The 22,949-nt window shown below is 49.8% G+C and carries 19 protein-coding genes; 4 read left to right on the top strand and 15 right to left on the bottom strand.

Annotated features, from left to right (window positions below; all coding sequences use genetic code 11):
• Nucleotides 1-121 precede the first annotated feature (121 nt).
• Complete coding sequence (locus BM202_RS06905) at nt 122-925, top strand: hypothetical protein (RefSeq protein ID WP_093824336.1); 804 nt, start codon at nt 122-124, stop codon at nt 923-925.
• Between the two features lie 8 nt (nt 926-933).
• Here the strand turns inward: BM202_RS06905 and BM202_RS06910 are convergent, their stop codons facing one another.
• Nucleotides 934-1,698, bottom strand: a complete 765-nt coding sequence (locus tag BM202_RS06910; RefSeq protein ID WP_093824338.1) for a hypothetical protein — start codon at nt 1,696-1,698, stop codon at nt 934-936.
• A gap of 97 nt (nt 1,699-1,795) precedes the next feature.
• Nucleotides 1,796-3,010 carry a saccharopine dehydrogenase family protein gene (locus BM202_RS06915; protein ID WP_093824340.1) on the bottom strand — a complete coding sequence of 405 codons (1,215 nt, stop codon included), beginning with the start codon at nt 3,008-3,010 and terminating at the stop codon, nt 1,796-1,798.
• A 194-nt stretch (nt 3,011-3,204) separates the two neighbouring features.
• Here BM202_RS06915 and BM202_RS06920 point away from each other — a divergent pair, with 194 nt between their 5' ends.
• Nucleotides 3,205-3,645 (top strand): WapI family immunity protein, encoded by a 441-nt coding sequence (locus tag BM202_RS06920; RefSeq protein ID WP_093824342.1) that lies wholly within the window; start codon nt 3,205-3,207, stop codon nt 3,643-3,645.
• A gap of 249 nt (nt 3,646-3,894) precedes the next feature.
• Here BM202_RS06920 and BM202_RS39025 read toward each other — a convergent pair whose 3' ends face one another.
• From BM202_RS39025 to BM202_RS06935, 3 genes are all read right to left on the bottom strand, one after another.
• A complete protein-coding gene (locus BM202_RS39025) occupies nt 3,895-4,470 on the bottom strand; it encodes a phosphatase PAP2 family protein (RefSeq protein ID WP_093824344.1) in 576 nt (191 codons plus the stop codon).
• A gap of 255 nt (nt 4,471-4,725) precedes the next feature.
• Nucleotides 4,726-5,238: a YegJ family protein gene (locus tag BM202_RS06930; RefSeq protein WP_093824346.1), complete on the bottom strand. Its 513-nt coding sequence runs from the start codon at nt 5,236-5,238 to the stop codon at nt 4,726-4,728.
• Between the two features lie 429 nt (nt 5,239-5,667).
• Nucleotides 5,668-6,237 carry a GIY-YIG nuclease family protein gene (locus BM202_RS06935; protein WP_177236524.1) on the bottom strand — a complete coding sequence of 190 codons (570 nt, stop codon included), beginning with the start codon at nt 6,235-6,237 and terminating at the stop codon, nt 5,668-5,670.
• 89 nt (nt 6,238-6,326) lie between these two features.
• On the opposite strand from BM202_RS06935, the gene BM202_RS37155 reads away from it, so the two are divergent.
• Complete coding sequence (locus tag BM202_RS37155; RefSeq protein ID WP_177236525.1) at nt 6,327-6,572, top strand: helix-turn-helix domain-containing protein; 246 nt, start codon at nt 6,327-6,329, stop codon at nt 6,570-6,572.
• Between the two features lie 113 nt (nt 6,573-6,685).
• Here the strand turns inward: BM202_RS37155 and BM202_RS06945 are convergent, their stop codons facing one another.
• Nucleotides 6,686-7,612, bottom strand: a complete 927-nt coding sequence (locus tag BM202_RS06945) for a metallophosphatase (protein WP_093824352.1) — start codon at nt 7,610-7,612, stop codon at nt 6,686-6,688.
• On the bottom strand, nt 7,590-8,333 hold the full coding sequence (locus BM202_RS06950; RefSeq protein WP_093824354.1) for a 5'-nucleotidase C-terminal domain-containing protein: 744 nt from the start codon (nt 8,331-8,333) through the stop codon (nt 7,590-7,592). Before BM202_RS06950 ends, BM202_RS06945 begins: the two co-directional genes overlap by 23 nt.
• Before the next feature lie 209 nt (nt 8,334-8,542).
• Here BM202_RS06950 and BM202_RS06955 point away from each other — a divergent pair, with 209 nt between their 5' ends.
• Complete coding sequence (locus BM202_RS06955) at nt 8,543-9,319, top strand: MIP/aquaporin family protein (RefSeq protein ID WP_093824356.1); 777 nt, start codon at nt 8,543-8,545, stop codon at nt 9,317-9,319.
• A 2-nt stretch (nt 9,320-9,321) separates the two neighbouring features.
• On the opposite strand, the gene BM202_RS06960 is transcribed toward BM202_RS06955, so the two are convergent.
• The 8 genes from BM202_RS06960 to BM202_RS06995 form a co-directional block, all read right to left on the bottom strand.
• Entirely contained in the window at nt 9,322-10,302 is a 981-nt protein-coding gene (locus BM202_RS06960; protein ID WP_093824358.1) for a hypothetical protein, read from the bottom strand.
• 74 nt (nt 10,303-10,376) lie between these two features.
• Entirely contained in the window at nt 10,377-11,168 is a 792-nt protein-coding gene (gene eutC / locus BM202_RS06965) for an ethanolamine ammonia-lyase subunit EutC (protein ID WP_093824360.1), read from the bottom strand.
• Nucleotides 11,165-12,547, bottom strand: a complete 1,383-nt coding sequence (locus BM202_RS06970) for an ethanolamine ammonia-lyase subunit EutB (protein ID WP_093824362.1) — start codon at nt 12,545-12,547, stop codon at nt 11,165-11,167. The genes eutC and BM202_RS06970 overlap by 4 nt, the downstream gene beginning before the upstream one ends.
• Nucleotides 12,548-12,677: 130 nt before the next feature.
• Entirely contained in the window at nt 12,678-14,015 is a 1,338-nt protein-coding gene (gene eat, locus BM202_RS06975; protein ID WP_093824364.1) for an ethanolamine permease, read from the bottom strand.
• Nucleotides 14,016-14,046: 31 nt separating this feature from the next.
• Nucleotides 14,047-16,554 (bottom strand): phosphocholine-specific phospholipase C, encoded by a 2,508-nt coding sequence (locus tag BM202_RS06980; RefSeq protein WP_093824366.1) that lies wholly within the window; start codon nt 16,552-16,554, stop codon nt 14,047-14,049.
• A gap of 70 nt (nt 16,555-16,624) precedes the next feature.
• Nucleotides 16,625-18,160 carry a SusD/RagB family nutrient-binding outer membrane lipoprotein gene (locus BM202_RS06985; protein WP_093824367.1) on the bottom strand — a complete coding sequence of 512 codons (1,536 nt, stop codon included), beginning with the start codon at nt 18,158-18,160 and terminating at the stop codon, nt 16,625-16,627.
• Between the two features lie 20 nt (nt 18,161-18,180).
• Complete coding sequence (locus tag BM202_RS06990) at nt 18,181-21,360, bottom strand: SusC/RagA family TonB-linked outer membrane protein (RefSeq protein ID WP_093824369.1); 3,180 nt, start codon at nt 21,358-21,360, stop codon at nt 18,181-18,183.
• A 424-nt stretch (nt 21,361-21,784) separates the two neighbouring features.
• The gene (locus BM202_RS06995) at nt 21,785-22,933 is read right to left on the bottom strand and encodes a hypothetical protein (protein ID WP_093824371.1); all 1,149 of its coding nucleotides are present in this window, start codon (nt 22,931-22,933) and stop codon (nt 21,785-21,787) included.
• Nucleotides 22,934-22,949 lie beyond the last annotated feature (16 nt).

A 22,949-nucleotide genomic window follows, 5' to 3' on the forward strand; every position in this document is an offset into this window, starting at 1 on the left:
GGTAGCAATAGGTCGAGATCGGTGTCATTCCAGCAATCGTTTATGTCGGAAAGCGTGTACACGTAGCGTTTGAATTTATACAACCTTAACTTGCTCTCATTACCAGAGTAAGTTAAAAACCATGCGATCACATCATTCACGGACGAATGCCAGTCTGTTTCTATTCCTACTTTTTTCACTCACCAGCCAAGCGCAGAAGGTTACCGAAATTCGGCGGTTCCAGCTGAAGGAAGTTCAGCAGGGCGTAGCGGTCGATCAAACGCATTTCTATGTCATTAATAATCATTCGCTGACGAAACATAGTAAGTCAGATGGGAAACAGGTCGCAGCCTGGCAGGATACAACGGGCTTGCTGAAACACATGAACAGTGGTGTGGTCGTTGGTCGGAAACTCTACTGCACGCATTCCAATTACCCGGACGTACCGATGGCAAGTTCCATCGAAATTTTCGATACCCGGACGCTTCGGCATATTGGTACTCATAGCTTTGGTCTATTTCCGGGTTCCGTTACCTGGGCTGATTTTTATGAGGGATACTGGTGGGTAGCGTTTGCCAATTACTCAAATAAGTCGATGGCCGAAGGGCGCGATAACCGCTGGACCACGCTGGTGAAATTCAATTCAACCTGGCAGCAACTAGAGTCCTGGGCATTTCCCGCCAACGTATTACAGGCGTTTTCTCCTTACAGCACATCGGGCGGAACCTGGGCACCCAACGGATTGATTTACTGCACAGGCCACGACAAACCCGAGTTATATGTACTGAAACTGCCGGAGCGCGGACATACGCTGCAATACGTCAAAACCATTTCGACTATCAGCGAAGGGCAGGCGTTCGCTATTGACCGAAGTAGCAAAGAAAAGCAGGTACTTTATGGCATCACGCGCAACGACAACTACGTGATTGTCTCGGTCGTTGAGTGAGGGTTTAGCTACAAACTATCGTACTGAGTTAGCAGGGCGACGGCGTCGGCTTCTGATTTAATGTCAAGCTTTTCGGCGAACGATTTTAGGGCGTCGCCTTTGTCTTTTAGGGCGTCCAGCAATGCTTTTTTTGTAAGCTTTACTTTGAGCAGCGTCTGATCGGGTTTGAGGACGTAGTAGGAGGAGAGCGTCTTCAGTTCATCATAGCGTACGTCGTTGGAGTACGGGTTTTTAAAGTCAGCCTGTTTGAGCGTCTTCGTAATTCGTTTAAGGAGAGACGATTGACCTTGATACAAGACCATGAAGTAGCCTTCTTTCAATGTTTCATCGTCGGTTTTAGCCGTGGGTAGGTGTTTGAATAAATAGAATAGCCCGTCAGCGCTTTTTAACTGAAATGATTTAACCTGATTTGCATTAACAATGATTGAGTCGTTGCCTACCCAGGGACGTAACAGAATTAATTGTTGCCGAAGGGCGTCGAATTTTATCGATACATCTTTGTAATTCTGACCGGCGGCCATTTCAATTAACCCCTTATTCCATTCCGGCAGAAAATAGGGCGTGCCCCGAAGACCTTCATAGCGTTGATCGATGGTATTGACCATTGTGTAGGGTCCAGCACCGACAATCTGGCTTGTGGATTGATAGGTTTCATAGCCATTTCGTTGGGCATTTGGGTTAAAAGCTGGCCTGTTTTTGGTCGAATCGCGGGGTTGGGCAAAAGCAATGACAAATGAGAAACTATACAACGTAGTAAAGAGCAGGCATCTCATGGATGTATGGGTTTGTGCGGGCTTGCCGTTCGGCTAAATAACGAAAAATCCCGCTATTGGTACATAGCGGGATTTCTGATTTTTACCGGACAGGTATTCAGGCCGGATATTCATGGGGCAGCGGTACGTTAATCCGTTCGTTAACAGGTAGTCCCTGCTTGTTCATTTGCTCAATAAATGGATCGGGGTCCAGTTCTTCACAGTTCCAGACGCCCGGTTTCATCCATACGCCCGTCAGCATGAGCATGGCACCAATCATGGCCGGAACGCCAGTCGTATAGCTAACGGCCTGCCCTCGAACTTCGCGGTAGGTTTCGGCGTGGTCGCAGTTGTTCCAGATAAAACAGGTGCGCTCTTCGCCATCTTTTACGCCCTTAATCTGGCAGCCAATGCTGGTCTGCCCGGTGTAATTTTCGCCGAGGCTGTCGGGGGCCGGGAGAACGGCTTTCAAGAATTCGAGCGGGATCACGTCCATTCCCTGAAACTTGATCGGGTCGATACGGGTCATTCCTACGTTCTGTAGTACTTCCAGATGTGTTAAATATGCCTGTCCAAAAGTCATCCAGAAGCGCGCCCGCTTCAGCGTTGGGAAGTTTTTAACCAGTGATTCCAGCTCTTCGTGATAAAGCACGTAAGACTCGCGGGCACCAATGCCTGGGTACTCGATCGGCTTATGAATACTCATGGCCGGAATTTCGATCCACTCGCCATTTTCCCAGTAACGACCGGGCTGCGTGATCTCCCGGATGTTGATTTCGGGATTGAAATTCGTAGCAAAGGCTTTCCCGTGGTTACCGGCATTGCAATCCACAATGTCCAGGTAATCCATCCGGTCGAAATAATGCTTGTTGGCATAGGCCGTGAAGACCTGCGTAGCACCGGGATCGAAGCCGCAGCCCAGCAACGCCATCAGCCCAGCCTGTTCAAAACGCTCTTTGTAGGCCCATTGCCAGCTATACTCAAACTTGGCAACATCTTTCGGTTCGTAATTGGCCGTGTCCATATAATGCACGCCCGCTTCCAGACAGGCATCCATAATGGGCAAATCCTGATAAGGGAGTGCCACATTGATGACCAGCACCGGATTGACCGAGCGAATCAGCGCGACCATGTCGGCCACTACGTCGGCATCGACCTGCGCCGTCTGAATCGTTACGTCGTGCATCTCCCTGATTTCGGCTGCAATACGATCGCACTTCGATTTGGTGCGGCTTGCCAGCGTAATACTTGTGAAGACATCGCTGTTCAGGGCGCATTTGTGCGCGACAACGCTGCCAACCCCACCGGCTCCGATAATGAGCACGTTTGCCATCTAGCTGAATTTAATTGATTGTGTAATTTCTTTCGGCCGCAAATATAGGGAAAGTCGGGACGTGCGTGCGTAGACCGCCCGGTAGATGATGAATGATACGTATGAAGATTCTATGATAAATTAATGAAAATCCTTAACAATCTCTTAGTATATTTGTTAAGTAGACATATCGCTGACTCCCAAACTATTTACGTATGAAACTAGTCTCTTCCTCCGGCACACTTGATTCGTTTGAATTAGCCATTTTAGGCTATGGTAAAGCAACCACGACCTGGCGGGATCGGAATCGGTTGCAATGTCGTTTTTCGACTTTTTGGCGACAGAAAGCCGATACGCAGTCAATTCCCCTGCAAACCTGGGAAGTTAACCGATTACTGAGTGGCCTACGATCTCTTTGGAACAAAGCGACCAATCATGTAGCCCTGACATTTTCTGAGCCAGGTCTGAGTATGGAAGCAAAGGCGTTGCCCGGCGATAAATATAGTCTGCAAATTCAGTTAGCTGATACGCTAACGCCATCCTGGCACGCTTACCCGGATTTTCCGCTGGAAGTCGATATTCTGCTAAGCCGAAATCAATTACAGGAAGCTATTCATGAACTCTCTGGTGAATTGACTACGTATCCCGAGCGATAAACTATAGTTTCAATGCAGTCGCGGGGCGTTGTACCAAACTTGGTATAACGCCCCGCGAGTCGTTTAAAGGAAATTATGCCAGCATTTCCTGGCTGGTTCGTTCGCCCACCAGCCGTGGGGGATGATGGTGACTAATTTGCCTGCCCAGGCACGCTACGCTTGCGACTTTACACCTTTCCCTTGCTGGATTACTAAATACGTGCTGTCTGTTGCCATAACGCGATCCAAGGCGGAGCAAACTAACTGCGTTTATAAGCTAGCACCCGCTATTAAACCAATTACAAGTCCTGTTAAAATCTCTGGTAAACTGTGCCGTTTCAGTACAAGCCGAGAAGCTGCCACCAAAATCGAAAAAACAGCCATTAGAATGCCAAAAGGCGCATTCAAGCTGTACAAGACACAAGCCAGAAAAAAGCTGATTGACGTATGCAAAGATACTTTAAGGAAAAAATTGATTATATACGAGCTAGCCAGTAGCAGAAAGAAGCAAACTGCGCCACGGTTGAATGGCTGAAATTGGTTTGTAAAGAACAAAAGCAAAACGAACAAGCCACTTAAAAGCAGCAGCATAGGATATAACCCAGACCGTTGTGTTTGGTCAGACAGGTCAAAATTAGTATACTGCCCTTGTTTAACTTTGCTGTAGATACGCCATGTAATTGGCAAAACGACCAGGCTAATGAGTACCGCCGAGATTGCCGTTGCCTGTTGAACCGGCAGGTGTTGAAAAGCTAAATAGCTAAAGACCAGCGGTAAGATCAACAAGGGATGACCGATGACTGAGACCACTTTGGCAACCCGGCAAACAAAAGGACTAATTACCATAGACGTTTATGCTGCCTTGTTAAATGTGCTAAATCCAACCCTCTCTCCTTGTCACACGACGTACGGCCCGTTGCCCAAACGCTAATACATAAGTTTTTACTTTCGGCTGTTCAACCGACGGCCCGGAGGCTGACGGTGAGGAAACTAGTTCATTTCACTACGTTGATGCCACCTTTGCCCCCTCGTTTTGGTGGGCTGAAAACTTTTCATAAGGAGCGGACTTTCAGCCGATGGGAAGCTACCTGTGTAAAGTAACTAATCGCCGAAGACAATTCCAGTCTGAGCCTGAAAGTTTTCTTTTTCTTCCGGTCCCATTCGAGCAACTAGAACACGCATTGTATAGCCGCCTATCAGTTTACCTGCATGGGTGTAATTCCAGTCTGAAATTTGTGATCTATCAACCGCAACTTTTTGCCCCATCGTGACTTTACTGGTCAGTTCAGGCTGATTATTAATAATGCCATAAATTTTACCGCTCTCCACCGTGATCGGAGAAAGCCAAATATGCTCACTGGAGACGGGTTCGTTTGGATGCTGAATATCTTGCTCGAACGGGTACTTAATGGCGAAGTTGTAATTCGTGGTGTCGCCAGAACTAAGTGTAGCCAAAAATCTGTCAAAGGTTACTCTACTTTTAGTTATGGCATTATTCATTTCAACATCCTCATGCTCAAGGTTAGCAATGCCTGTGTCGCTGACGACTTTGCCTGGTTTGGTAGTGCATGAGAAGCTAAGAGCAAACAAAAGGATGAGATAGATTTTTGGCATAAAAATGTGTTTTGAACAGTTTTAAAATTTTTCGGCGTTTGTCCTCTCAACCGAAGCCTGAAATAGGAGCCCCAAAGCTATCCTATCCTGTGGAGCCGGGCAACTTGTTGCCAGTAACCCTCCTTTAATCCCCCTTTAGGACGTACCATCCAAACACTATCACAGGCAACCTTGCTTAAAGACAATATTCTGAAAATCAGAATATTGTCTTTAAGCAAGGTTGTTTTTATGAGCACTTATCAGGTGCCATGCAACGGGTAGCTTACTGGTACAATCATAGAAATTCGGCGTGAGTTTCACAAACCAACTGTCGAAAAACTACTATAGTCACTTCGCTCTACGAATCTCTATTGTCAACCGCAGGGCATCCGCGTCGCTCGCTACGTACCAATCCAGTTTTACACACGACGCTTTCGCCTGAAAACGGGATTACCGTTTCGTGTACAACTGAATTTGTTTGGTTCTGGAACTTATGCCCACCGCCAGATACTGGGGCCTCGCTTGAAGTACGTGCCGACCGCCTGTCATGACCAATCCCTTGAATCGCTTTAGCCAGGCATCAACGTCTTCGGGTTTGTAATACTTCACATTGCCGAATGAACTGACCGGCTGTAGACCAAAGGCTTCTCTAAGCCGCTCGAAGGCAATGGGCGTTATATTGTGCTTCAGGCAGATCAATTGCTTGCTCAAATGGCTTGATGTCGGAGTCGTTACGGGTGCCTTGTTGAGTTCAGGCTGGAACCTGGCAATGGCCTCCTGCTCCAGTCGATCCAGGTCGATTTCGTCGCAGGGGATGAAACTAAACCGGACGAATTCCTTACCCGAAAATTTGTGATTCAGAAGCCGGGGATACAGGCTCATCGTCTGGCCAACATACACCACTTCATCGCTGGCATTGATCAGATAATAGATGCATGGCTGGGGCTGAAATAGCGTTGCGCTATCGAGAATCTGGCCCAAATCAAGGTGTTTTTTGGTGGTTTTTTGCGTCTCTTTCATGTATTAAATATAATACAAACAATACTTATATCCAACAAATAATACCTATATTTTTTCGCGTTTTTAAGCCTTTTTTTTTAGCTTTGGAAATGGCTGGACGACGCGAAAAAAAGAACGATATTCAGGGGAAATGGCTCAAGGAAGCGCTGGCGAAACAGGGTGTTTCGGTCTACCGATTAGCGAAAGAATTGGGGATTAGCCGCGAGAAATTTTATCGGCATATTGGGAATAAAACCTACCTGAGCAGCGAATCCCTGGCGGCTATTGCCCGGCTTTATCCGAGCATGAATATGCGCTACGTATTGACCGGCGAAGGGGTGCCCATGACCACATGAGAAATGCCCGTTGCCAAATCATATGATTTGGCAACGGGCATTGGCGTTGGGCTACTACAAAGTGAAACCAGGTAGCTTCTTTGAAAAGCTGCCGGTGACTTCCTGCAAAAAAATTACTTCACTTCGACCGATTTTCCGGCACTGCTTACCGCTTTGCCCTGCTCGAACGCCAGGTCAATACGGCCTAAGTTGATACCGGCAAACCCAACCTGGTTAATCCAGACCGGCTGACCGTCTGGATTATTGACCGCTACGGGGGCATCCAGAAAAGTATGGGTATGGCCACCGATAATCAGGTCAATATTTCGGGTTTTGGCGGCCAGTACGTTGTCCGAAATGGTTGGCTCAGTATACTTGAAACCAAGATGCGACAGGCAAATGACATAATCGCATTTCTTGCCGTTTCGCAGGGTGGCCGCAGTGTCGTTGCCGATGTCAATCGGGTCGAGATATTTGGTCTCTTTGTAGGCATTTTGCGGAATCAAACCGGCTGGCTGAATGCCTAAACCGAAAACACCCACGCGAATGCCGTCTTTTTCAAACACTTTGTACGGCATCGTTCTGCCATCCATCACCGTGTTTTTAAAATCGTAATTCGCAATCAGCAGCGGGAAACTGGCTTTACCGAATTGGGTCACCATATTCTCGATTCCCCCATCGAAATCATGATTGCCGATAGTACCGGCGTCATAACCAAGCCGATTCATCGCCAGGATTTCGGGCTCGCCTTTATAGAGGTTGAAATAGGGCGTTCCCTGGAAAATATCGCCCGCGTCGAACATCAGTACGTTTTTTTGCTCCTGCCGAATTTGCCGGATGAGCGTAGCCCGGCGGGCTACACCACCCTTACCGGCATTGCGGCTTCCGTCCATCGGAAATGGGTCCAGTCGGCTATGTACGTCGTTGGTATGCAGAATGGTCAGCGATGACGTACCACGTCGCCCGGCACTAGCCAATACGTCGGGGGCGACTGCGCCAACGACGGCAGCTGTGCCCATTAGTTTCAAGAACTGACGTCTATTCGATGATGATGCGTCCATCGGAAACTGGGTTAATAGGTTGACCGGTTTTGCCCTGATTTCGGAAATAATCGATCAGGGCATCCCGCATGAGGTAGTTGATATTTTCGCGCTTGATGGCGTTTTTAAGAAAATTGGCATTGTCGCCACCGTCGGCAACGTAGTCGCTCATAACAACGGTGTAGGTTTCGTTGGGTTGGAGCGTCCGGCCATTGGTGAATGTAACGGATGTCACCTGTTCGTTATGGATTCTAGCGCGCAATCCGCCCACCACTAGTTTGTCGCCTTTCGCAAAGTGATTGAGCAGTTGCTGGAGCATATTGCCGGTAACCGTCAGCACAATCAACTGATTATCGAAAGGCATGACTTCAAAAATGGAGCCAGTTGTGATGTTGCCCTCCGGTAGATTATTTCGAATGCCGCCGTAGTTCAGGTGCGAACAATCGATGGGTTTTCCGTAGCGTTGCGTGGCCTGTTGCAGGAGCGCGTCGGTAAGCAGATCGTTGAGTGGTCCTTCTGGCTGACCTTTATTGATCGGGCCGCCTGATCGGGCAAGTACCTCATTCATGGCTTTGTTGAGACCCTGTCGATAGGGTTGCAGAAAATTCGCCACGCTGCTGTCGGCTGATGCGGCCAGCGAATCCACACCAATGCGGTTGGCCGTTCGGTTCGTAAGGTGATAGCCACCCGGATGACAAGCCGAAAACCCGGCCAGGATCAGGAGCAGTAGGTATCTTTTCATAAGTAGCTGCAAGTTCGGAAACTCTGGGCAATCGTGTGTTAACAAATCATTAGAAACCCCGGGTTGTCAGCCTGCCAACGTATTAGTTTTCACCTGCATCGTATAAGCAGGTTTTGGATATAGCAGAATTTAAGGGTTGTCTTTCACAAAACTGCTATTGAGGCTTGTGTCAGTACGTTACACGGGTATTTTGCCTAATTTAACCACTGATGAAGCAACAACAATGGAAGGCGCTGGCGGCTGAGTGCGTGGGTACAGCCCTGCTGATTTTTGGCGGAATCTCAGCAGTGATTTTGAATTTCGGTGCCGGGAGCCAGGTCGCCACCTGGCTCCCTGATCCACTGGTGCGCCGGATAATTACCGGTTTTTTATTTGGAACAGTAGGCTGTTTGGTCACCTTGTCGCCCCTGGGGCGATTGAGTGGCGCCCATCTGAATCCGGCCGTCACCCTGGCCTTCTTCGGTCGGGGCTTAATGCCCTGGCGAGGTTTGCTAGGCTACATTACGGCTCAATTAATTGGTGCTTCCCTCGGTGCAGGCGCCTTGTTCATATGGGGGCCAATGGGTGAAAGCCTGCACGAAGGTATAACGGTGCCGGGACGTGGCATGGGTGTAGCCTTTGCCGGAGAAACGTTTTGCACGTTTTGCCTGATCAGTCTGATTCTGCTGTTTACGGGCCATGATCGGCTAAAAGTCTACACGCCCTACATGATACCACCCCTGTTTGCCATATTAGTAGGGTTGGAGGCACCGCTGTCGGGGTGTAGTGCTAACCCGGCGCGTAGTTTCGGTCCCGCGTTATTGACCGGCATCTGGACCGATCACTGGCTCTACTGGCTGGCACCCATAACGGGCACCGGTGCTGCCCTACTATTATTTGCCTCCCCCTTACTGCAATGGCTACAGAATGACATCGCCAAACTTTGCCATTTCGGGCATGATCCAACCGGCTTCCTACGTGGACAGGAGCAACCCGCGAGTATTTGAGATTACTTTTTGAAGTAGTCGATTTTGTCGGCGTCCGAATTGTTCTTGATGGTAATTTCTCCTCCACTACCTGCCATCAGGGCCGAAGAGATGGTCAGACTACCACGCGTGTTGTTGGGATTCAGCACGCCCGTCAGCCCAAATGACTTTTTGCCTCCAGCCTGTATTACCTGCTGGGTACTAAAAACATATAGGTCAGGATAGGAGTCATCAAAGGTCCAGAAGTCGTTTTGCACCAGTTTTCCTCCAACCAGGGTTGCGTTGGGGTTAAAGCTAAGCGGCACCATGGGGTCTTTCGTGAGGTAGACTTTGATCAGGCCATTGGTCGCGAGGGAGTTCAGTTCAAATACATCGACGACGACTGAAAAGTCGGTGGTGCCATACTGAGTTGATGGCAGCGCGCTAATAATGGGCACCAGATCGGATGGTAACTGACCTGGCGTGCGGGTATAGGCAAATTGAAAATTATTTCCACTAGGCTCGGGCAGCGAAGTTGGGCTTGGAATAATGTTACACGAAGCGCCAATGTCACCGGTCCAGCCATATGATAAGCTACTATAGTTCGTTGCTTGCGTTACGGTCGCCGAGATTACTACATCGATTAGGGTGTGCGCTGGGATATCAACTCCTGTCTTTTGCTGTCCTATAAACCCGAAATAGCCATTGCCCTGATCAACATAGATTACATCGAAATAGGTGAAAACATTGGATGATAACGCGCCTAATCCATCAGGCACCGCTCCACATTTACCCAAGGAGATATTAAAACCCATTTGGTTGATTTCATTGGCTCCGCTGATAGCCACATCGCCATTATTGCCGATAGTGAAAGTCATTGAAATGGGAGCCCCCACACCCGCAGCTACCGTAGGCAATATCCGAGCCTGAGTCACGGCAGGGTCCATCCCCGTAAATTGCCCATAGCTGGGAAACATTGCCAGGCCCGATAGAACCAGGCCTACTAACCATTTTAGTGTATTCATTCGACGTAAAAAAGAGGGCGGATGTTATCGCTACCGCCCTCAAAAATAAATACTTTTTTTGACGTCGTCGATTGCTACGGGCCGCTATCTGGTGTTGACGTAGCAAGAAACCCGCCCTCATCATTATCTTTCAATGCTACGCCGGTTAACTGCAACCGAAACGCCGAGTCGATCAGGTACATGAGTTTATCGACGGCCATGACCGGCGGTAAACCCTGCTCCCGGATGTTCGAGATGCAGTTCCGGCGTTCATCCGTTAGGCCGGGCTGGGGGGCATAAGTAATATACGCGCCAATGCTGTCGAAGGAGCTGAGGCCGGGTCGTTCGCCAATCAGCATGACCGCCAGTCGGGGACGTAGTAGGCCACCTATGGCATCGGTAATAGCGACGCGGCCTTGCTCCACCAGCATGATTGGTGCGAAAGAATAGCCTGCCTGCCGCCCTTTCCTGACCAGCAAATCGACGACCTCTGCTGCGTTTTTGTTAATGGCTGTTGCCGAAAGTCCATCCGCAACGATGATACTGATATCAGCGGGCGGGCTACCAAGTTGCTGAATTTGATTGGTCGACGATTCATCGAGCAGGCGTCCTAAATCAGGTCGTTGTAAATAAATATCCCGGTTACTGGCCTGGCTTTTGACGTAGTGAATTGGCAAGCTCGTACTTGATAAAGAAGTTAGTAACTCGTCAACCTGTAGGTGTGAATAAACGGCATCTTTGGCATGCGCATGGGCCAGCTTAAATTGAAGCGACTCTTTCAGCGGAACAGACACGCCGGTTCTTCCGAGCGCGATGCGGGCGTTCGTAAACGCTTTTAGCGCTTCCCATTCATCGGGTTTTGTCTCTATCTTTTTCAGGTCGTTCATGCTGGAAGCAATGCCGCGAAGAATTTATTTTGAAGTCCGTCCGACAGGCGGTTACCTGTTGAATCCATGATGCCCTGACGAAGCAGCCATTCTTCAAACTCAGGCGCGGGTCGCAGGCCAAGTATCCGACGCAGGTATAACGCATCGTGGAAAGAGGTTGACTGGTAGTTTAGCATGATGTCATCGGCACCAGGGATTCCCATAATAAAGTTGATGCCGGCCACGCCTAACAGCGTCAGCAACGTGTCCATATCGTCCTGATCGGCCTGTGCGTGATTGGTATAGCAAATGTCCATGCCCATGGGCAAGCCCATTAGTTTACCACAAAAGTGATCTTCCAGCCCCGCCCGGATGATCTGTTTTCCGTCAAATAAATACTCCGGTCCAATGAACCCAACAACCGAATTGACCAGAAAGGGATTGTACTGACGAGCAACGGCATAGGCCCGCGCTTCGCAGGTTTGCTGATCAACATGGTGGTTCGCCCCCGACGACAACGCGCTGCCCTGACCCGTCTCGAAATACATTAAGTTATTGCCAATTGTACCCCGTTTCAGGGAAAGTCCTGCTTCGTGAGCTTCCTGTAGAAGTGCCAGATTTATCCCAAAACTGGCGTTCGCTTGTTGCGTTCCGGCAATGGACTGAAAAATAAGATCGACCGGCACATGTTGTTCAACCAGTTGCAACGTAGTGGTGATGTGACTCAGCACACAACTCTGGATCGGCATGGCAAATCGTTCGCGCAATCCATCCAGCATGTACAGTAATCGGGACGTAGCAGCCGGTCTATCCGTGGCCGGATTAATCCCGATCATCGCGTCTCCGCTGCCGTAGAGCAAGCCGTCGATGATGCTGGCCGCTATACCCTTTGCATCATCGGTGGGATGATTGGGCTGAAGCCGAACGGACAGATGTCCCTGCAGACCCACCGTGTTCCGGAATCGGGTGACGACTTCACATTTTTTTGCCACCAGAATCAAATCCTGATTCCGCATCAGTTTCGATACCGCGGCCACCATTTCCGGCGTCAGGCCAGTGGCTAGTTGTTGTAGTGTAGACGTAGTGGCATCGTCGCCAAGCAGCCAGTCGCGCAATTCGCCAACGGTAAAATGACTGATAGGGGTAAAAGCCGCTTTGTTATGGGTATCAATAATTAAGCGGGTAACATCATCGGTTTCGTAAGGAATGACGGCCTCATTGAGAAATGTAGTTAATGACACATCCGCCAGCGCTATTTGGGCCGCTACACGCTCCTCGTAGCTTTCGGCCGCCAGTCCCGCCAGCACATCGCCGGAACGTAGCGGACTCGCCTTCGCCAGGAGTTCCTTCAGGTCCTCAAAGCGATACGTAAAGCTGCCGATGGTACATTGATACGCCATTGTTTTATAGTCGATTTTACCTGCTTACCCCACCCCAACCCCTCCCCTAAAAACTAGGGGAGGGGCTAAACCCCGTCTATCTCGTTTTAAGTAGACAGGCTGAACTGTCACGTCACCCCTCCCTTGGTTTTCAGGGGAGGGGACGGGGGTGGGGTAGATCCCATTCCTCCTTTATCTTTCGATACCGGCCTGATGCATAAAACGCGACTATGATCACGATCAAACCGCCGAAAAACAGCAAACTCAGCCAGCTGTAAAAATAAAGCATTGCGCCTAACGCGACCAGTGCCAGTACGAGTGCGATGGCGGGTACGACGGGATAAAAAGGGGCTTTAAACGGGCGTGGCAAGGCAGGCTGAGTTTGTCGAAGCTGAAACAACGCCAACATACTGATAATGTAAACAACCACCGCGCCAATGGTTGATAGTACGACTAACTTGCTCGTATCCAGTAAAGTTAAAGCCAGAATACCGAATATGGCTCCGGCTACTAAAGCCCAGTATGGTACTTGCCGGGTTTTGCTGACCTGCGAAAGCCCGTGCGGTAAGTAACCACTACGTGCCAGCGCGAAAATCTGCCGGGAATAGCTAATGATGATGCCGTGGAAGGACGCAACCAACCCAAACAGGCCGACACTGGCGAAGAATTTAGTGAGCGGATTTTGCCGCCCCAGTACAATAGCAATTGCTTCGGGCATGGGGTAATCGAGGTGATCCAGCTTTTCCCATTCTGTAATGCCGCCCACGCTGATCATCACTGTCAACGCCAGAAAAGCCAGCGTCAATACCGCCGAGATGTATCCCTTGGCGATGGAATTTTTTCCCTCTTTCACTTCTTCGGCGACCATCGCAATACCTTCCAGACAGACGAAAAGCCAGATGGCAAAGGGCAATGCGGCAAATACACCCGGCCAACCAAACGGCATGGGGTTGTGCATGAACGTATCCAATTTGGTATACGGATACACGACGCCAATGAAGAGCAATAGCTCACCAATGGCAATGATGGTCATGATCAGCGAAAACCAGGCCGCTTCCTTGATACCCAGCAGGTTGATTATCGTAAAGACAAAGAACGAGCCAACCGAGCACCAGACAACCGGAATACCCGGATATAAAAAATGGACGTAGCTGCCCAGTGCCAGCCCAATGGCGGGCGTCGCAAACAGGAACTCAATCAGGGTGGCGTAGCCTGCTACCAGTGCCCCCAACGGACCAAAGGCCTGCAAAGCGTAGGCAAAGGGGCCGCCCGCATTCGGAATGGCGGTAGTCAGCTCGGTAAAGCTGAAAATGAACGTGAAATAGAGTAACGTAATGATGAGTGTCGCAATCAGCAGGCCCACCGTTCCAGCTACGCCCCAGCCGTAATTCCAACCGAAATATTCACCGGATATGACTAGCCCTACACCAATCGCCCACAAGTGAATGGGTTTCAACGCTTTTTTTAATGCCTGGGGCTGTTCGGTCATTGTTGATATTGTAGCCTTTGCGTTTGTATTTTTAACTGATCACTTTCCCCATCAGCGGATCACTGTACCCTATTTTGCCCGTTTCTACTCGGCCGGCATAGTGGTGTTCAAAGTTGTCAACTCCGGCAATTTTTACGCTGAAGTCATACCAGTTATGACTGGTAGCAAGGTTCATCACAATGGCCTGCTGAGCACCTTTCATCCCTGCTTTGTCGAGTGATTTCTGCTCGCCTTTTGTGCCATACGCATTATCGGTAAGCTGAACGGAATAGGCGCGTTGTGGGTCCATATTTTTTAGTTTCACCACTACGTTTCCGGTAAATTTCTTTCTGGTATCGCGTTCATATTCGCAGGAAATTTCGATAGGTGGATTTCCGGATTCCCGTTTGAATTCGCGCAGAAACCCATTTGGTCCATAAACCCGCAGGTGGCAGGGTGCATTCAAAGGCCAGGCGTCGCTGAGTTGATCACCGGCGGCCACGGTGTACGAGCGAATTTTTACATCATCGGGCAGAATCTGGTGAACCTGAAAAGGAGCACCAGCCGCCTGCTTGCCAAAGGCGTCAGTTTTAGCCGCCAGCGTTATCGTAAATTCCTTGCTGTCAGTTCGTCCGTCTACATACAATTCATAGGGCAACGCATTGGCGGGACGTATGCCTTTTTCCTGCTCCGGAATGTGCGACGACCTCAGCGGGTCCTGATTAATCTGCCGAATCTCATCAGGGCCCAGCGCTTTATAGCCGCTTGGCACGGGTTTGAACTTCGCTTTGTGAATGCTCTCGAAGAAAGCGTCCTTTGCAACAAATTCGGGCAGTTTGATTTTCTCACCCTGATACGGCCGGAAGGCAGACGACAGGTCGCCACAAACGGTACGTCGCCACGGGCTGATGTTTGACTCCGTTAGTTTCTGACCTTTTTTATGACTCAGGAAATTTTCCAGAAACTGGAGCGTCGAGGTATGATCGAACACTTCCGAGCAAACGAAACCACCCCGACTCCAGGGCGATGCAATCACCAGTGGCACCCGGAAACCCAGTCCAATCGGGCCGGTACGTCCGCCATTTTTGCGTTTATCTTCCTGATCTTTCGTGACGAATTCCAGTCGGGTGTCGATGCCCTTGCTCGTTAAACCCGTTTCAGGATGATCGGGGTGGGCGGGCACGAACGGTGGTACGTGATCAAAATAGCCGTCGTTTTCATCGTAGGCCAGAATGAAAATTGTCTTTTTCCAAACGTCGGGATTCTGCGTCAGAATATCCATCACCTCCGAAATATACCAGGCTCCATACCAGGGGGCGCCCGGATGATCGGAGAAATTTTCGGGCGCAATCAGCCAGGAAACCGTAGGTAACTGCTTGGTTTTTACATCCGTTCGGAACTGATGTAGTACGTCGCCTTTGGGCACCTCAACCTGCCGTTTGGTATCGCCATCCTGATACGTTAGGGTAGACAGCGTTCGGTAATTCGGATCGTTGACGTTGGTGGTAAAGGCTTTCTTGTGAAGGTTTTTTTCCTGTTGAGACAGTTTCGCATACGCTTCGGGCGTGTACGTAACCAGATCTTTCTTGATTATTTCCAGCCACTGCTGCTGCCGGGCTAAGTCCCGTTTGATTTTGGCGTAATCCTTGTCGCTCTCGGGCAGGGTTTTGAGTTTGGTTTCCAGCGCGAGTATGCTGTCTGGAAGCAAGTTGACCTGTTTCTGGATATAGGGATAATAGGCCGGATGGAAACGCACCCGGTACTGCTCGAACCACTCAATGGGGTTATCGGTGAAGTTGCCTAACCAGCCATCGGCTTCACCTTCCAAACCTGTGGGTAAACTAATTTCATTCTGATAAATTTTCCAGGAAATGCTATGTTCTTCCAGCCGCTCGGGGAATGTAGTCCAGCTCGCTTCTGCTCCGTAATCTACATTTTCATTGCGGACATTGGCCATCGCTTTCGGGTCGCGAGGATCGCGCAGGGCACCCGTCCAGAAATACAAACGGTTGGGCGTTGTGCCCGTCAACGACGAACAGAAATTCTGATCGCATACGGTGAAGGCGTCGGCCAGCGCGTAGTAGAACGGGATATCTTCGCGGTTGTAGTAGCCCATCGTCAGGGGCATATTCGCGTACTCTTTATTGCCTGATCGCTTGGCATCCAGCCATTTATCGTTTTTGCCGCCGTTGAGCGCATCCACCTGATTTTCCCAGGAGTGCGGCAATGAACTCATCCAGGTCGCTTTCGTATCCCGGATGTTTAGTCGAAACGGGGCGTAGGTTTCCCTAGCTGCATTCGTCTGTAACCAGACCTTGTTTCTATTCGGCAGGTCGATGGCTCTGGGGTCGTTGAACCCCCGAACACCTTGCAGGCTTCCGAACGTATGATCGAACGAGCGGTTTTCCTGCATCAGGATCACAACATGTTCGGCATCCAGATACGTAGTGCCGGGTTGCGGATCGATGGCAAATGCTTTCTGAATCGAGTCGGGCAACATACCCGACAAACCCGTTGACAGCAAAGCCGCTTTTTTGAGAAACTCTCTTCTGGAATCCATAGCGTTTGGAATATAGCCAAAAATAGTGAAAGCGGCAGAGCCTAGCCGCTTTCACTATGTTAAATGACTGTTATTTCAACAACCACATCAGTTCGTTGGTGTTGTCGTTTCCGTTGTACTGCGTGCTCAGCGCCTGCTTCACGTTGGTGCCATTGTAATCCAGCTCACTTTGCGGATATAGCCAGCGAACGGGAAGCTTGTCGCCCGGTACGTTTACATTCGACGCCGGATTGACCGGAAACGCCGGGTAACCCGTCCGCCGGTTTTCGAAAAAGGCGTCGTAGGGGGCCTGTAGGAACGTGCTGATAAATTTCTGCGTCAGAACCTGCTCGATCTGCTTTTCTGATGTACCCGTCAATTTTACTTTATCCGACGCAACGTAGCTGGCAATATAATCAGCGGTCATGGGCATGTTGTGGTGATAGGCTACGTCGTTCGGCGTATTATCGGCCGTAAATTTCATAGCAGCCGTAATGCCATCCGAATAGTAGGTAGCCGCGGTGGTTCCTGTAATCCAGCCCCGAACGGTTGCCTCAGCCAGCATGAATTTCAGTTGCGAATAGCTGAGCAAATAGACGGGCTCACCAGCGGGCAATTCCATGTAGCGACTGTTCACGTTCGAGTAATCTTTACCCGCATAAATCTTGCTGATGTCCGAGTAAACCATGGCCGGATCGGTACCGATATACGCCGTTGGATCGTTCACCGCTTTGCCCTTGGTGATCTGCACCGGCGACGGATTGGCGTAGTAAAACAACCGGCGGTCGTCCAGGGCCTTGAGCTTATCCGTCAACAGGCTGGATACCATCGTGTAGATAATCGACGGGTTGCCGAGTTTGTAGAACGGATACCGCTGTCCGGCTTTATCGGAATAGACCAGTTGAAAATTATCGGCATTGCTCAGGAAGATTGGCCGGCTGGCAACGATCTCTTTAAAGCGATCCGTCACTTTCAGATCGGCATCGCCCGTTTTTTTGTAGAGGTTAAGCAGTACCTGTAACTCAAACGTATTGACCAGTTTACGCCACTTGGTTACGTCCCCCCCGTAAATCGGATCACCGTCGAATTTGGTACCCTGGGCGAAAAGTTTGTCGGCTTCGTCGAGTTCAGTCAAAATGCCCGCAAACACCTGTTTTTGCGAATCATAGGTTGGAGCGATTCCGCCCGTTTCGCCTTTCAGGGCGTTGCTGTAGGGGATATCGCCTACCCGCATGGTCAGTTGAAAGAATTTCCAGGCGCGGACGAATTTCCCAAGTGCGGTATATGAATTCCTGGCCGAACTCGTGGCGGCATACGCCAGCATTTTATCGACGTTGGCCAGCACAGGAATTCCCGCGAAAGTGGTACGTCCGAGATCGTTATACTGCTGTGGTTCGGCAAACTCGGTGTAAATGATCGTCTTGCCCAGCATGAAGGGCTGCATGAACGTCTTCTGGGAGCTGATTGTCACGTCGGTGATGTCCAGAATCAGGTTGGTTGCCAGCATGGGCGCGGTTGCGTTGACAGCCGCATCGGGATTGGCATTCATCTGCTCAAAGTGGGAGCAGCCCGCTGATGTCATCAACACCAGACCGGCCAGTAAAAAGTGTTTGTAGGTCGTTTTCATCGGAAAGACGTTGATGGTGCTTAAAACGTTAGTTGAATATTGGCGCCTACGTAGCGAACAGACGGCGACGTAAGTTCGGTATCGCTCGCCTTATCGGGATCTGCAAAACGGAAAGCTTTGGTCCACATCCAAACGTTCTGGCCTGTCAGCGATATGCTGGCCGAACGCGCGCCAATGCGGCTGGCAAAGGCACTGGGCAGGGTATAGCCGATGGATACTTCCCGTAGTTTTATGAATGTAGCGTTGGTTACACCCCGAGTGCCATCGCCGTAGCTACGGGCGTAACTTTGGTAGGACACTTTCGTATCGTTCGGCGCAAACTCACGGGTATCGCTGGTAATCTGCCCCAGGTTGTCATAAGTAATGGTACCGCCGATCACTTTCACACCCTGCCCTACGTAGGATTTGTTGCCATTCACGACCTCATCGTAGCGATACTGGTTGTCGCTGTCCGGGTGCGAACCCGTATCCCACATTTTGTAGGAGCTGTAGTTATTCAGGAAACCACCAATCCGGCCATCAAATCGCAGACCAATCTGGAAGTTATTCCATCGAATGCTGTTCGCGAAACCCACGAGGGCGACCGGGTCCGTATAGCCGTATAAATAGTTATAGTTACTGGCCAGCGGCAACCCACTGGCCTGGTGAACCACATTGCCAGCGGGGTCGGTAATCCAGGTTCTACCCGTATAGGTATCGGTGCGTCCGCCCACTTTTGTCCATAAATTGTTCGCTGAATAAACCGGATCAAGGTTTTTGAAATACCGGTGATTATAGGAATAGTTGGCCGTTGCATCCCACTGGAAACGACCCTTTTTGATAAGCGTAGCGTCCACCGTCACTTCCACCCCGCGACGCACGTACGTTTCACCCGTGTTGATCAGCGTCGATGTGAAACCGGAGCCGGGCGAAATGGAGGCAAAGCGCTGGATGTTGTAATTGTATTTGTTGAAGTAGGCGACATCCAACTTGAACCGCTTGCCCAGAAAATAAGCCGACGTACCAATTTCCCAGGTGCGGTTGGTTTCGGGATTCACTACGCTGTTCCGTATGGCTAATGGATAAGCCGCCGAGTTCAGGTTGTCCCAATCGGCGGTGGTTGTCGAATACGTCTGGTTGTTGGCAAAGACCCGTAAATCCGTTTTGGAAAGCGTCCACGAACCCCGTAATTTCAGGAAGTCCAGCCCCGTCGGCATTTTCACCAATTCGCTCAGTACGACACTTCCCGCCACCGATGGATAGAAATACGATCGTGAGTTCTGCGGCATCGTTGAGCTCCAGTCATTACGTCCTGTTACGTCCAGAAAGAGGCTATTCATGTATGAAAGCGTCACCTTACCGTATAAACTGTTGACCTGCTTTTTGCCATAGGGAGTCAGCGGGTCATCGTTGTAAACGGGATTCACAATCACGTCCGGCCGTTCAATGGAATTATTCAGTGAGTAATAGCCCGGCACAACGATGCCGCCACGCGTCGAACTATACAACTCTTTGTTGCCATAGGTGTAGATGGTTCCCCCGGCCAGCGCATCAATATCGAGTTTACCAATAGTTTTGTTATACGTCAGCAAAGCGTCGCCATTGAAACTATAGCCATTCCGCTGATTGATCGAGTACAACCCATTGGCCGTCCAGCCCCGTGTCGATAGAATATTGGGCGGATTTCGGCGGGTTTCATTATTGAAAAACGCGTCGAAACCGGGCCGAACAATGATTTTAGCCCCTGGAAATACCTCATACGTAGCGGTCAGGTTCGTGTTTACCTTATTTTGCTCGATACCGTTCAGTTTTTCGTAGGCCATCAAATATGGGTTGTCATACCACGCTTTGTAGTGCCAGTTCTGCTGCTCATTCGGTACCAGCCAGTAATTGTCTTTGTACTGGCTCAGGTCATATTCTGAACCCATCCAGACCAGAATGTTGTAGATATAGCCCTGTGCCGTATAACCCGCTCCCGAAATCTGGGGGGCCGTTTTGCGGTTATACCCCGCCTGACTCTGTAAGGTAAATTTGTTACCAATTTTCATTTCGCCCGATACGGAGAAATTCATGGCATTCGACTTCAGATTCGGGAATTGTCCTTTGTTGTAAATGTGCGTCAGCGAAACCCGAAAGCTACCGTTCTCTCCACTTTGCGAAATGCTGATGTTGTTGTTGGAAACCACGCCCGGCACGAGGAAATCATTGAAGTTGTTTCGACCGCGTGAGGTTAGCTCCTGGTCCTCCATTTGCTTGAAGATTGGATTCCATTGCATCGCCCGTTTGCCAATATCGAGTTTTTGGCCCCATACGTAGTCGGTTGGGTCATATACGCCACCCAGGCCCGCACTGTAGGAATGTTGCGCTTCGGGCAGCATTAGGAAACCCGCATTCACCATGTTGTTGGAATTGACAGTAACGGTCAGCCCTTTGGAACCGGCACCCCGTTTCGTGGTTACGATAACGGCACCACTTCCCCCGCGCGACCCGTAAAGCGCGGCCGCCGTTGGTCCTTTCAATACGTCGATACTCTCAATATCATCCTGCGGAATGTTGCCGATGTTCATGTTGCCATAGGGCACGCCGTCAATGACTAATAAAGGCGTTTCGCCACGTAATGACAGCGTAGGGGCCTCGTTAAATTCAGTACTATTCCTGATCCAGAGACCAGCCACCCGACCCGTCAGCGACGTAGCGGCATTGAGGCCTTTCACGGTTTGTAATGTATTGCCCGATACTTTCTGAACGGCATAACCCAGGGAACGTTCTTCGCGTTTTACGCCCAGCGCCGTTACAACCACTTCGTCCAGTTGCTTCTGGTCATCGGCAATGGTTACGTTAATTTCGGTTCGATTGCCAACAGGCTCTTCCCTGGTCACGTAGCCAATAAATGAAAAGACAAGGACGTCCGTCGAGTTAGCAACCACAATTCGGTACTTACCCAGGGCATCGGTGGTAGCGCCACGAGTTGTTCCTTTAATCGTGACGTTTACGCCTGGAATGGGTGTATTTGTTTTGACATCGTTAACCGTGCCCGTAACGGTAATATCAGCAGAAGGACCGTCGTCGGTTAGTAATACAATCGGATGAGTGATCTTGTCTGGGCGGCTTCGGGCCTGGACTGACAGAGCCGGAAGGCAGAAGATGATCAGCAGCAATTGAACGCTGAAACGTCTGGCAAGTGTACGGAATGGCCGGCATACTTGTACAATGTGTACCATAATCTGGACGGTTAATTTGAACAATTTGGTGACGTATGTTTAAGAGGCACGTTGAGGGAGAGCAGAAGACAAGAATTTCGGAAATGAATTGGACATAGCCTGGCCAGCGCACCAACGGTAGGGTTAATCGCGAAATTGACAGTATATAGATTCAAGAATTAGATTCGGCTACAGACTATCCCGCCATGAGTTGAGGACAGTAGACATGTACGCTGCATCGTTTGAAATAGCCAAAACGTATGCCTGCGCAAGTTCTGACATATTTTTTAATATTCCTTTAATGAAATATATAATATTGAAAAATGTAAAATATATACAATATAATATTGTAAACGACTTATTGGGTGGGTCGTTTTGAATGAAATTAAATATGCCTGTTAGGGGATCTAAATTGATAAAGGCGGGTACGCCTGAAGTATGACGGTTATAGACTCTTGTCGGGGAGAGTAATTACGGTTCGCCGGGGCTGGTAGCTCACCTTGCGGATTCGACCGAATCCATAGATGCCAATCTGGAGGCTAATCATTCCTCCCTGAAAGGATTCCATAGCCTTCACCGGACTGTAGCCAATTTTGGTCCGTATGAACCAGGAATTGTCTTCGGCGCGGTCGGGCTTATGGGCATTGTCACTGAATTTAAAATCATAAATCAGGCCAGCCGTTGGTGCATTACTGGTCAATGAAAAGCCTTTGTACCGTTCGTCCGTCCGGTCGCGGGGTAAGAGGCTAAACGTTCGAAAACCAACGTAGGGAATCAATCGACTGTGGGGGGCATCCCGCACGATATGACCTAAGGCTACTTCGCCCATAACGGGCCTGATGAGCATTCCGGTTTCCCACAATTGATTCTGGTGCGAAAAGCCTGTTCGAATGGTGCCACTGTATAACGACGTATTAAACAATAGAAGCGTTTGCTTGTAGGCTAGCTCCAGGCCAATCACAAACCCCGGCGGTGGGTTAAGCGTTTGGGCAAGAGGACCTGTTGGTACAGCAACGCCCCCACCTAAAAACAGGCCGAACCCAATTTTCGAGGAACGGTACATCGTTACTAACTCAGGTGTATCATAAAGCCGCTTTGCAACCTGTTGTTGCCATTTTTGCAAGGCCTCAATGTCATCTCCTCCGCCCGTTTCGGCCCGGAATCGGTTGACTTCGGCGCTTAATTCGGCATTGGTGAGGTATTCAATTTGTTTGGCCTGTTGCTTAAATCGCCGATTAACACCGAGGTCAATAAGCTTAGCTTTCATCTGCCGGGTATGTATCTCCACTAAATCGAAGAGAACCTGGTTGTAAGCTAGTGTGCGCTCATTTCCAGCGGTTTCCGAAACCCAGGATGAATTCCGAAACATCAGGCAAAACGCGTCGATGGCGGGTTTACTGCTAAAAATTGCTGGCCGAACATCATAACCAATCTGATAATAAAACTCCGATCCCCCTAAACCGGGTTGCGTGGGTGCATGAAAATCGGAAAGTTTAAGCCGCCGGGTAGCGCTCCAGTGCAGCGTGTCAATTTGTGTCTGCGCCAGGCAGAGCAGGGGAGACAGCAGCAGCAAAAGGAGAAAACGGTGGTTCATTGAGCGTGCAAATAGA

Source organism: Spirosoma endophyticum (genome assembly GCF_900112365.1).
Classification (GTDB): Bacteria; Bacteroidota; Bacteroidia; order Cytophagales; family Spirosomataceae; genus Spirosoma; species Spirosoma endophyticum.